This is a genomic window from Streptomyces sp. NPDC001219, assembly GCF_053597915.1.
The window spans coordinates 1-11,953 of sequence record NZ_JBSFJF010000124.1 but is presented as its reverse complement, the minus strand read 5'-3'; the positions used below and the strand labels follow the sequence as shown (position 1 = coordinate 11,953).

The window sequence follows — 11,953 nt, the reverse complement described above, 5'->3', positions numbered from 1 at the left end:
CGCCCGCTACTTCCCGGACTTCCTCACCCCCGACGCGGCCCGCGACGGGCTGGCCGCCGGTGCCCTCCCCCCCCTTCGGGGGAGGGGGAGGGGGCGGGTTCGGGGGTGGGGGGACGCGCGTACGCGCACGCGCCGCCCCAAGCCGCGCCGGTCCCAAGCCGCGGCGCCCCAAGCGGGGGCCGCCCCAAGCCGCGCCGGCCCCCGCCCGGCCCCGACTCGGCCCCCGCCTCCGCCCCGCTTCCCAGCCACCCCTCCCAGCCACCCCCCCCACCATCCCCAGAACCCCACCCCCAACCGGTGCTGGATGTGCCGTCGCGGGGAAGAGACAATCCTGGGGCGTCGCACCGCACGGCGCCGTATGGACTACGGGGGAATTCAGTGGAGACCGCGGACCCGACACCGCACGCCCGCTCAACGGACCATGGCAGCACAGGAGATGGGCCACCGGACACCGCACCGCAGCTCTCCCTGGAGCTGCTGGTGCACGGCGTCGGTGGTACCACCGCCCAGGAGATGCTCGGTGACCCACGCGTCCAGCTGATCACCGGCGATGACACCGCCGCCTGCTACCGCCGCGCCGAGGACGCGGACGCCGAGCAGCGGCCCGACGACTACCGCGGCGAGCCGGTCCGTGAGGCGTACTGCTGGTCCAACCTCACCTCGGGCAACGGCGCCCGCGCCCTGTGGCTGCTGCTGGTGCCCTTCATGGTCGCCAACCTCGCCCACTGGATGCGCCCGGCCGCCCCGTCCGAGCACCCGGCCCAGCGGGTCTACGACCTGCTGGTGCGCATCCTCGCCCTCACCCTCACGGTGCTGCTCGCCGCCGCGTCCTGTGAGGTCGCCCTCGACCTCACGGCCTGGCAGTGCGCCGGCACCACCGTCTGCGCGGCCGGCAAGTCCTGGATGGGCTTCCTCAGCCCCGACAACTCCGGCTGGTGGAGCGCCCCGGGCCGCCGCGTCGCGCTCGCGTCCGTGGTGCCGCTGCTCGTCATCGGCTTCCTGTGGTGGCTCTCGCGCCGTACGTGGAGCGCCTACGAGTCCGCCTCGCCGCCGCCGCGGCTGCCCGGTACCTCCCGCGACACCCCGGTCGCCGAACGCACCGCGCTCAGCCGTGAGGGCTTCTGGTACGGCCGCCGGCTGGTCGCCCGGCTGCGCGCCGCGCACACCACGGCGGGTGTGCTGACGGTGGCCGCGGTGCTGCTCGCCGCCGCCGCGAAGGCCGACGGGCGCGACGGCGGGCAGAGCGTCCTCGCGGTCACCGGGCGGGCCCTGACCGCCCTGGTCATCCTGCTCGCCGCCATCACCCTGGTGGTCGTCTGGCGCACCGCCCGCAGTGAGGACGCACCGGACATCACCTCCGACCACCTGGTCGTACGGGCGCTGCCGTTCGCCGCCCTGGGGGCGCTGACGCTGACCGCGGTGCACTCGGGCTGGGCGCGTCCCGGTGCGCACAGCCACGGCCCGCTGCCCGGCGCCAGTGCCTTCGGCGGGATCGCCGTCTTCCAGGGCGCGCTGGTCCTGGCGCTGGCGGTGACCGCCTGGGTCCTGCAGCGCGCCGCCCGCGACGACTCCCGTACCGCGCTGCGCGGCATGGGCGGGCCCGCCGTCGCGCTGCTGGCCTGTGCGGTCGGCGGGGTGCTGTCCGGCGGGGTGGCCCAGCGTTTCGCGGACTGGCTGGACGGCGGCGCGACGCCCGGGCAGGCGCACGCCCCGATCCCCGGGCCGCCGGTCCTGCTGTCCTGGCAGGCCTCGGTCATCCCCGCGCTGCTGGTCGTCGTCGCCGTGGTCGCCGTGCTGGCCGCGATCCGGGTGGTGATCGTCCGCAACCGGGTCGCCAAGGACATCCCCGGGCTCTACGACCCGCGGGAGCGTCCGGACGCCGGCCGTACCAAGCGCATCGCCGCCACCATCGCCGGCGCCGGACTCACCGATTCCGCGCCCGTCCTGATCGCGGCCACCTCCGCCGTCACGCTCGTCCTCGGGGCCGGTGCGGTGGTCGGCGCCTGGCTCACCGGCCGGGCGCCCGGCCGCGCCACCGAGGGCGCGCCGCCCGTCGTGCACGCCGCCGCCGAGACCGCGGAGTCCCTGGGCTCCTGGCTGATGGGCGCCGGCGTCATACTGCTGATCACCATGGGCCGGCGCGCCTATCGCGACCACTCGGCCCGCCGCACCATCGGCATCCTGTGGGACGTCGGCACGTTCTGGCCGCGCGCCGCCCATCCCTTCGCGCCGCCCTGCTACGCCGAGCGCGCCGTCCCCGACCTCACCTGGCGGATGGCGACCTGGACCGAGCGGTTCGACGGCCGGCTGGTGCTCTCCGGGCACTCCCAGGGCAGTGTGCTGGCGGCCGCCGCGGTCTGGCAGCTGGACCTGGTCACCCGCAGCCGGGTCGCCCTGATGACGTACGGCAGCCCCCTGGAGCGGCTCTACGGGCGCTGGTTCCCCGCCTTCTTCGGGCCGCCCGCGCTGACCGGACTGCACCGCGAGATGGACGACTGGCGCAATCTGTGGCGCTTCACCGACCCCATCGGCGGCCCGATCCGGCTCACCTGCGAGGACGGCCGGCGGATCGACCAGGGGCCGCTGCGCGACCCGCTCGCCTTCGGCCGCACCCTGCAGAACCCGCTGCCCGCCCAGATCCTGGGCCACGGCGACTACCAGGCCGACCCGGTGTTCGGCACGGTCCGCGGCGAACTCATCGCCCGGCTCGGCCCGGACGTGCCCTGCCAGCGGCCCGCGGGCGAGCGCCCGGACGGCCGTCCGGCTCAGGGGAGTTCGGGCAGGTCGTCCGGGTAGAGGAGGGTCAGGTCGTCGGTGCTCGGGTCGGTCAGCAGCGCCACCCGGCCCGCGTGCCGCTCGACCATCGCCTCGAACGTCTGCCGCGCGGTACGGCCGTTGCCGAAGGACGGGCCCTTGGGGAGCGCGGTGAAGTACTTCAGCAGCGCCTCGCCGGCCCCCTCGGCGAGGTGGTACTCGTGCTCCTCGCCCTGCTGCTCGACGATCCGCAGCAGCTCCTCGGGGGCGTAGTCGCCGAAGGTGATGGTCCGTGAGAAGCGGGACGCCACACCGGGGTTGACCGCGAGGAAGCGTTCCATCTCGGCGGTGTAGCCCGCCACGATCACCACCACCGCCTCCCGGTGGTCCTCCATCAGCTTCACGAGGGTGTCGATGGCCTCCTTGCCGAAGTCCCGTCCGGAGTCCTCGGGGGAGAGGGCGTACGCCTCGTCGATGAACAGCACCCCGCCGCGCGCCCGGTCGAACGCCTCCTGGGTACGGATGGCGGTCGAGCCGATGTGCTCGCCCACGAGGTCCACCCGGGACACCTCGACCAGGTGCCCGCGCTCCAGCACGCCCAGGGACGCCAGGATCTCGCCGTAGAGCCGGGCCACGGTGGTCTTGCCGGTACCGGGGGAGCCGGTGAAGACCAGGTGGCGGCGGACCGACGCGGCCTTCAGGCCCGCCTCCTGCCGCCGGCGGCCCACCTCGATCATGTTGATCAGGCTGCGCACCTCCCGCTTGACGCTCTCCAGCCCGACGAGGGTGTCCAGTTCGCCCAGCACGTCGGCGGACGGCCGGCTGCTGACGGCCGGCTCGGCGGCCGCCGGGTCCGGCGCCGTGCCCTGCGCCGGGACGTTGCCCAGCAGCCCGGCCGTCTGCGTCATCCGCTGCACCGTGGGCGCCGTCGCCGGGCCGTCGGCCGGGGTGCCCACGGCACGGCTCTCGTCGCTGGTGCAGTCCTGGACCGTCGGCCCGTCGCCCTGCCCGGCCCCGCCCTCGGCGAACTCGTAGCCGCCGCGCGCACACCGCTCCGTACGGCACCGCGTCAGCGTCGTACGGCAGCCGTCGATCACATGGAAGCCGAAGCCCGCGCTGCCGGTGACCCGGCAGTTCTGGAAGCTGCCGCGGCCCTCGGCGGAGACGTAGAACCCCGCCTCGGTGGGCGAACTGACCGTGCAGCCCTCGATGGTGGGGTCCGCGCCCTTGGTGACGATCACGCCGGTCTGCGCCCCGTCGACGGTGCAGTTGGCGAGTGTGCCGCCGCTGCCGTGGTCACGGAACCAGGCGCCGGTCGCTGCCTCCCGGATGCGGCAGTCGTCCAGCTGCACGGTCGCCCCGTCGCTCACCGACACCGCGGTGTTGCGGACCTGCGCGATATCGCAGTCGACGACATCGGCGCGGGAGCCCCGGTCCAGGACGAACAGCGCGTCCGGGACGTCGTGCACCCGGGTCGCGTCCAGTACGGCGGTGGCGCCGTCACTGACCCACACCGCCGGGTAGTCGCCCGTACTGTCATGGATCTCGCACTGGTTGGCGTCCACGCGGGTGCCCGGGTCCCAGACGGACAGCCCGTTGCGCCCGAAGTGCCGCACCGTGCTGCGGGTCAGCGTCAGCACCGAACGGGACCGCAGGTCGACGGCGTTCTCCGGGATGTCGTGGATATCGCAGTCGGCGAGGGTGAGGACCGCGTCGGTGTCGAGGGTGACGCCGTCGGCGGAGGTGCGGTGGACGGTGCAGTCGGTGAAGTGCCCGGTGGCTCGCGACGCGACCTGGATGCCCGCGCCCTTGATCTCGTACAGCTCGCAGCCCACCGCCTCGACCGAGCTGCCCTCGCCGTGCAGGGACAGTCCGGCGCCCGAGGCGTGGTGGATGCGGCAGTTCTCCAGCCGGGGGTGGGCCCCGCCGCGCACCGCCACACCGGTCTGCCCGGCGGCCATCACCTCGCACTCCTCGAAGACGCCGCCGGCGCCGTCCAGGACGCTGATGCCCACCCCGCCCGCGTTGTCGACCGTGCAGCGGCGCACCGTCGGACGGGCCCCGCCGCGGACCTCGATGCCGGAAGCGGACCGGGTCACCACCCGCAGCCCGGCCAGTTCCGGAGCGCAGTCCTCCACCAGCAGCGCGGGCGACGCCGAGTCCGTCGCCTCCAGATGCAGGTCGTGGACGGTGGCCGAGGCGCGCACCGTCAGGGCGACCCCGTCGGCCGGGACGATCCGCACCGAACCGCGTGCCCCGTCCGGGCCGCGCAGGGTCACCGCGCGCGCCAGCACCAGGTTCTCGCGGTAGGTACCGGCCGGGACGGTTAGCACATCGCCGTCCCCGGCTGCCTCCAGGGCGGCGGCGAGCGAGCTGTACTCCCCTGTACGGCGTCGCCAACGCGAGGTTCCGGAGTGCGTCACCTGGACCGAGCCCTGTGCCATGGCGCTGTCGTGTCCCCACTTCGTACGGCGGTTGTCGGCCCGGCACCCATCCGTCCGCGGATGTCCGTATTCCGGTCTGCGAGGCCCCAGCCGAGAGGCTGGCGTCCCCACCGTAGCGCGCCCGGCGGGCGGGAGTTGACACGGTCGGCCCCCTTGCCGGGCAGCCGCTCAGCTGCCCGCGTCGGCCCGTCCCCAGTCCTGTCCCGCGCGCTTCCACTCCTGGTCCCAGCGGCGGAAGCGACGCACCATCAGCTGCCAGACGATCATCCGCCGGGCGCCCTCGATCATCATGCCGACCCCGGCCGTGGTGCCCAGCCCGGCCAGCACCGCATGGGTGTCGGCCGTGCCGGTGTCCATCGGCCGCGGCACCACCCGGCCGCGCGCGTCCGTCCAGATCCGGAACCGCTCACCGGTCTCCACCGGGCGGGGCGCGGCGAGCTGGCCCAGGTGCGCGCTGCCGTCCCGGGCCGTCCAGCGGGCGAGGACCCGGCGGTGCGCGTCGCGCTGTGAGGAGGTCTCCGGGTCGGGGTCGAGCGGGGCCCGCGACAGCAGCCGGTCGACCGTGACCCACACCAGCTGCCGCTGCTGGTGCTGGAGCCGTACGGTCTCCCGCAGCGCGTCCTGCGCGGTCCGGCCGGTGAGCCAGCCCGCGGAGGTCGATCCGAGGGCGATCAGGAGGGCCGCGACGAGCGCCACCCAGGCCTCGAGCCGATCGGTCCGGCGCCGCAGCGGATTGCGCCGCCAGCGCCACACGCCTCTCATCGCTCGCATCGTTGCCCCTCTCCGTGTCCGTGAATACCGCATCAGGGGTGGTCCACGCGAGAGTTCTGCGAAGAGAGAGCAACATCACCGGGTACAAAGGGCATCTCCCGGACGTACGGAACGCGTCCCCGGGCCTGCTCGCGCCTGGCCCGCCGGAGCGGCATCCCGCCCGGTCAGCGCAGCCGTACCGCCACCGTCACCACGGCGCCCGCCGCGTCCGTCCCCGCTGCCCCGCCGGTGACCGCGAACCGGTCCGCCACCAGGCGCGCGAGCCACAGCCCACGCCCCTTCGGCGCGCCGTCCAGGCCGGGCAGCAGCTCGGGGATCACCTCCTCGCTGAATCCGGGCCCCGCGTCACTGATCCGGCACTCCAGCTCATCGCCCACCCGCCGCAGCACCAGCCGCCCCGCGCCGCCCGCGTGCTCCACGGCGTTGCCCGCGATCTCGTCCACCGCCAGCACGAACTCGCCGCGCCGTGGCTCGCACAGCCCCTCGCGGGCCGCGCACTCCTCGACCAGCAGCCGCAGTTGGGGCAGCAGCCGGGCGGTGAAACGCCGTTGCAGCAGCCGGCGGCCGGACTCCTCCGCCGGCACCCCGGCCGGACCGGAGCTCACCACGCCCGCACCACCTCCGTCAGGACCAGCCGGGGCACCGTCCCGGCGCCCAGCCGCCGCAGCGTCCGGCACTGCCCGCGGTCGCCGCGCACCTCGATCCGTTCGTGGCCCGCGGCCCGGCCCGCCGGCGTGAGCAGGGTGACGGCGCAGCCGACGGACAGGAAGTGCAGCCGGGGCAGATCGACGGTGAGCCGCCGGGCCGCCGCGGTCCGCGTCAGCGCGAGCTCCGGCGCCCTGCCGACCTCGCTCCGCCGCGCGGCGTCCGCCTCGCCGACGAGGCACAGCGCCCCGTCCGGGCCGCGGCGGCCCGCCGGCCGTGGCCCGCGCGGGGGCGCGCCGGCCCGTCAGGCGAGTATCTCGAACGGGTCGCCGATACGGATCGTGCCGGCCCCACGGGGGATCAGATTCTGGCCGAAGACCAGCCGGTCACCGAAGCGGCGGTGGCGGGCGAGGGTCCGCAGCGGCTCCTTGCCGCGCTCGGCGGTGAGCTGGTCGGTGGTCGTGACCACGCAGCGTGAGCAGGGCTTGGCGACGTCGAAGACCACCTCGCCGATACGGACCCGCTGCCAGTCGTCCTCCGCCCAGGGCGCGGTGCCGTCCACGACCACATTGGGCCGGAAACGGTTCATGGGCAGCGGACCCTCGTCGGCGTGGTCGCCCTGCGCGATGAGCGAGTTGAGGGCGTCCAGCGACGAGACGGTGGTCAGCAGCAGCGGGAAGCCGTCGGCGAAGCTGACCGTGTCACCGGGCGCGGAGTACGCCGGGTCGACGGGCCGGCGCCGCTCCGGGGCGTCGAGATGCACCAGCCGGCACGCGACGCCCAGATAGCCGCTGAACCACTCGTCCGCCTCCGGTCCCGCGGGCACCGCCTCGACCTCGTCCGCCCAGACCTCGACCGGGACCGTCTCCCCGGGTGCGGGCACCGCGACCGTCAGCGGCTTCCTCCCGGGCGCGGTCAGCCCGAGGGCGCCACCCGGCAGCCACTCGGCGCGCGCCAACGACAGCGCCGGCTGCTGCCGTTGGGTGAGCTGCCGGCCCGCGGCGTCCACCAGCAGCCAGCGTCGGTCCCCGGCGAGCCCCCACGGCTCCACGACCGCCTCGCCGGGACAGACCCCCGCAATCGACTTGACCGGGTAGAGACGGATCGACTGGAGCGCAGGCTTGGACATGCCTGCCATCCTGCCAGCCGCCCCGGACCCTTGACCGGTCGGCCGGGTCAGTAACCGCGCGGGTACTGGCGGCCGTACGGATCGTCGTAGGGCGCGGCGGGGCGGGGCGCGACCGGAGCGGCCGGGCGCATCGCCTCGTACCCCGTGCCCATGGGCGGGCGCTGGGGCTGCTGCTGTTGCGGGGACGGATAGCCGCGGGTGGTGCCCGCCTGCTGCGGGATGTACGGCGCCGGGGCCTGCTGGAGCGGGGCCACCGGCTGCGCGGCGGCTCCTGGGTACCCCTGCCCGGGCGAGGGGTGGGAGGGCGCGGCCGGAAGGGCCGGCAGCGCCGAGGGCAGCGCCGGCAGATACGACGAGCCCGTGTCGTAAGGGGAGGGGTTCACCCGGATCGGGGCGATCTGCGGCGTGCCGCGCTCGGCGACGAGGCTGTCGTAGATCGGGGTGTCCGGGAAGGAGGGCGAAGCGTAGTAGCCGCCGCCGTAGGTAGAGCGGGGGGAGGTCATGCCTCTTAAGTTAAGCCCACGATGTGCCGATTGGGGAGTCTGGAAAGAGGGTTGTTTCAGGTGTTCGGAGTGGCCCAGGAGCACCAATGGGAGCGAACCTGCGGAAATCGGTCGCGATCGCCCGTAGGAATCCTGTAAAGACCCCGCTTCTCGCAGGTGAACAAGGGGCGTTCGGGACGACAGGGGCCAAGTAGGTTGGAGGGGCCACCACTGACGGGGCACGGCGGACGAGAGGAAGGCGCGGCGATGTCGATGCTCAAGGGCAGCAATGTTCCGGTTCCGGCCCCGGCGGTCCGGGTCGAACTGGGCTGGCAGGCGGCCCCGGGAGCACCGGACGTGGACGCCTCCGCCCTGCTGCTGGTGTCCGGAAAGGTCCGCGACGACGGGGACTTCGTCTTCTACAACCAGGCCGTGCACGCCTCCGGAGCCGTACGCCACGAAGGCAAGCGCCCGGCCGGCGGGGCGATGACCGACCACCTCGCCGTCGACCTGTCCGCCGTCGAGCCCGCCGTCGACACGGTGGTGCTCGCCGCCTCCGCCGACGGCGGCGGCTTCGGCAGCGTCCCGGGGCTGCACGTCCGGGTGCTGGACGCGGCGGGTGGCACCGAACTCGCCCGCTTCGACAGCCGGGACGCCGGCAGCGAGACCGCCTTCGTCCTCGGCGAGTTCTACCGGCGCCAGGGTGCCTGGAAGTTCCGTGCGGTGGGGCAGGGCTACGACACCGGGCTCGCCGGGCTGGCCACCGACTTCGGCATCAGCGTCGAGGAACCGGCGGCGCCGCAGCCCCCGGCGCCGCAGGCCACGGTGCCGCAGCCTCCGGCCGCCGCGCCCGCTCCGGGCCCCGCCGGACCCGCCGCGCCTCCGGCCATGGCGCCCGCACCGCCGATGACGCCGCCGGCGGCGCCCGCCGCCGCGCCCCCGCCCGTCCGTCTGACGAAGGTCACTCTCACGAAGGCGGCCCCGGCGGTCTCCCTGGCGAAGCAGGGCGGCACCTCCGGCGCGCTGCGGGTGAACCTCAACTGGAGCGGCGGCTCGGCGGGCAAGCGGCTGGGCAAGAAGCTCGGCCGCAAGGCGCTGGAGGCCATGGGCGCCCGTGGCGCGCTGCTGCCGTCGTCCGGGGAGCTGGACCTCGACCTGTGCGCGCTGTACCAACTCACCGACGGTGCCGCGGGCGTGGTCCATCCGCTCGGCAACAACTTCGGCGCGCTGCACGCCCCGCCGTACATCCAGCTCGACGGCGACGACCGCACCGGCGCCGTCGCGGCCGGCGAGAACCTGACCCTCAACCTCGACCACCAGGACCGCATCAAGCGCGTCCTGATCTTCGTCACCGTCTATGCCGGTGCCCGCAGCTTCGAGGGGCTGAGCGCGACCGTCACCCTCCAGCCGCAGCACGGCGCCCCCGTCGACTTCACCCTGGACGCCTGCACGGTGCCCTCCAACATCTGTGCACTGGCCCTGATCACCAACACCGGCGGCGAGCTCGTCGTCCAGCGCGAGGCCCGCTACCTCGTCCCCGAGCCCGGCGTCAGCCCGCAGCGCACCGTCGACCAGGCCTACGGCTGGGGTCTGGACTGGTCACCGGCCCGGAAGTGACGGCGCCGCCGGGGCGCTCAGGGCGCCGGGTAGGTCCGGCCCTTCCACGCCGCCCCGCGCCCCCGGTAGTGCTGCACCGCCGAGTCCACCGTCATCAGCAGATAGAGCAGCGCGGTGCAGGGCAGCAGGGGCGCCGCCCACAGCGGCTGCCCGTAGTAGCGCAGCATCGGCAGATACGTCCCGCACATCACCGCCCAGGCCGCGCCGCCGGTCGCCGCGAGCACCGGATCGCCGCCGGCCAGCCCGGCCGCCAGCGCGGCGGGCGGCGCCAGATACACCAGGGCGAGCCCGAGGACCGTGCCGAGCAGCAGCGACGGCCGGTGCCGCAGCTGCGCGTACGCGCTGCGCGAGACCATCCGCCACAGGTCGGCCACCCGCGGATACGGCCGCACGCTGTCCACCCGGTCCGCCAGCCCCAGCCAGATCCGGCCGCCGCCGCGCTTGACCGCCCGCGCCAGCGTCACATCGTCGATCACCGCATGCCGGATCGTCTCCGGGATGCCCGCCCGCTCCGCGGCCTCCCGTCGCAGCAGCACACAGCCGCCGGCCGCGGCCGCGGTCCGCGCCCCGGGCCGGTTGACCCACCGGAAGGGATACAGCTGCCCGAAGAAGTACACGAACGCCGGCACGATCAGCCGCTCCCAGAGCGTCACCACCCGCAGCCGCGCCATCTGCGAGACCAGGTCCAGCTCCGCCGACCGGGCCGCCGCCACCAACTCCCGCAGGCTGTCCGGTTCGTGGGCGATATCCGCGTCGGTCAGCAGCAGGTACTCCGGCGTGAGGCGCTCCCGCGCCAGCGCGATCCCGTGCCGTACGGCCCACAGCTTCCCCGTCCACCCCGGCTCGGGCTCGCCGGGAGAGGTCACCGTCAGCGGCAGTCCGCCGCGCGCGGCCGCCAGGCTCCGGGCCAGCGCGCCGGTCCCGTCGGTACTGCCGTCGTCGACCAGGAACACCTCCGCCCGGCCCGGGTACTTCTGTGCGAGCAGCGACGGCAGGCTGTCCGGCAGCACCGCGGCCTCGTCCCGCGCCGGGACCACCACGCCCACCGACGGCCAGCGCTCCGGATCGCGGCGGGCCGGCAGCCGGACGTCCGTCCGCCAGAAGAAGCCCTGGCCCAGCAGCAGCCACACCCAGGTCAGCAGGGACCCGGCACCGATCCACTCCATCGCTCCCACGGCCGCAGTCTGCCGCACCGCCCCGTCGCCCCGCGGCCATCGCCACGGTGTCGCGGAGGGGAGAAGGGGAGCGGAGCGACCGCCGGGGGCGCGCGTCCGTTCCGCCCGGTATGACAAGCCCGGCGGGCGGCTGAGTAAGGTGTCCGGGTGAAGATCGCGCTGATGGACTCCGGGACCGGGCTGCTCGCGGCGGCCGCCGCCGTGCGGCGACTGCGGCCGGACGCCGATCTGGTCCTCTCCTCCGACCCCGACGGGATGCCCTGGGGCCCCCGCACCCCCGACGACGTCACCGCCCATGCGCTGGCCGTGGCCCGCTCGGCGGCCGCGCACCGCCCCGAGGCCCTGATCGTCGCCTGCAACACCGCGTCCGTGCACGCGCTGCCCGCCCTCCGCGCCGAACTGGAACCGGATATCCCGGTCATCGGCACCGTCCCGGCGATCAAGCCCGCGGCGGCCGGCGGCGGCCCCGTCGCCATCTGGGCCACCCCCGCCACCACGGGCAGCCCCTACCAGCGGGATCTGATCGACCGGTTCGGGCACGGCGTGGACATCACCGGTGTGCCCTGCCCGGGGCTCGCCGACGCGGTGCAGGTCGCCGACGAGGCCGCGATCGACGCCGCGCTCGCGGTCGCCGCCGACCGCACCCCACGGGACGTCCGCACCGTCGTCCTGGGCTGCACCCACTACGAGCTGGTCGCCGAACGCATCCGGGCCGTCCTCCAGCAGCCCGGCGCCCCCGCGCTCACCCTGCACGGCTCCGCCGAGGCGGTCGCCGCCCAGGCGCTGCGCCGTATCGGCGCCGAGCCGGCCCCGGCGGCCGCCCCGACCGGCGGCCTCAGCGTGATCCTCAGCGGCCGCCCCGCCGGGCTGCCGGCCGCCGCGCTCGCCTACGCCGAGGGCCGGCTGCTCGCCCGGGGCCGGCCGCGCCGGGGGAGG

At 75.0% G+C, this 11,953-nt stretch carries 9 protein-coding genes; 3 read left to right on the top strand and 6 right to left on the bottom strand.

The window, feature by feature from the left end:
• The first annotated feature begins 378 nt into the window (after positions 1-378).
• Positions 379-2,796 carry a hypothetical protein gene (locus ACWC9R_RS36165; RefSeq protein ID WP_450738032.1) on the top strand — a complete coding sequence of 806 codons (2,418 nt, stop codon included), beginning with the start codon at positions 379-381 and terminating at the stop codon, positions 2,794-2,796.
• On the opposite strand, the gene ACWC9R_RS36160 is transcribed toward ACWC9R_RS36165, so the two are convergent.
• From ACWC9R_RS36160 to ACWC9R_RS36140, 5 genes are all read right to left on the bottom strand, one after another.
• On the bottom strand, positions 2,766-5,198 hold the full coding sequence (locus ACWC9R_RS36160) for a right-handed parallel beta-helix repeat-containing protein (RefSeq protein WP_450738030.1): 2,433 nt from the start codon (positions 5,196-5,198) through the stop codon (positions 2,766-2,768). The genes ACWC9R_RS36165 and ACWC9R_RS36160 overlap by 31 nt on opposite strands.
• A 168-nt stretch (positions 5,199-5,366) precedes the next feature.
• Positions 5,367-5,969: an Rv1733c family protein gene (locus ACWC9R_RS36155; RefSeq protein ID WP_450738029.1), complete on the bottom strand. Its 603-nt coding sequence runs from the start codon at positions 5,967-5,969 to the stop codon at positions 5,367-5,369.
• 164 nt (positions 5,970-6,133) lie between these two features.
• A complete protein-coding gene (locus tag ACWC9R_RS36150) occupies positions 6,134-6,577 on the bottom strand; it encodes an ATP-binding protein (protein ID WP_450738027.1) in 444 nt (147 codons plus the stop codon).
• A 341-nt stretch (positions 6,578-6,918) separates the two neighbouring features.
• A complete protein-coding gene (locus tag ACWC9R_RS36145) occupies positions 6,919-7,743 on the bottom strand; it encodes an MOSC domain-containing protein (protein WP_450738026.1) in 825 nt (274 codons plus the stop codon).
• A 47-nt stretch (positions 7,744-7,790) separates the two neighbouring features.
• Positions 7,791-8,246, bottom strand: a complete 456-nt coding sequence (locus tag ACWC9R_RS36140; RefSeq protein WP_450738025.1) for a DUF6643 family protein — start codon at positions 8,244-8,246, stop codon at positions 7,791-7,793.
• 246 nt (positions 8,247-8,492) lie between these two features.
• On the opposite strand from ACWC9R_RS36140, the gene ACWC9R_RS36135 reads away from it, so the two are divergent.
• A complete protein-coding gene (locus ACWC9R_RS36135; RefSeq protein WP_450738023.1) occupies positions 8,493-9,842 on the top strand; it encodes a TerD family protein in 1,350 nt (449 codons plus the stop codon).
• A 17-nt stretch (positions 9,843-9,859) separates the two neighbouring features.
• On the opposite strand, the gene ACWC9R_RS36130 is transcribed toward ACWC9R_RS36135, so the two are convergent.
• Positions 9,860-11,008 carry a glycosyltransferase gene (locus tag ACWC9R_RS36130; protein ID WP_450738033.1) on the bottom strand — a complete coding sequence of 383 codons (1,149 nt, stop codon included), beginning with the start codon at positions 11,006-11,008 and terminating at the stop codon, positions 9,860-9,862.
• A gap of 156 nt (positions 11,009-11,164) precedes the next feature.
• Here ACWC9R_RS36130 and ACWC9R_RS36125 point away from each other — a divergent pair.
• Positions 11,165-11,953 (top strand): glutamate racemase (locus tag ACWC9R_RS36125; RefSeq protein WP_450738021.1); only part of this gene is annotated, 789 nt, incomplete at its 3' end.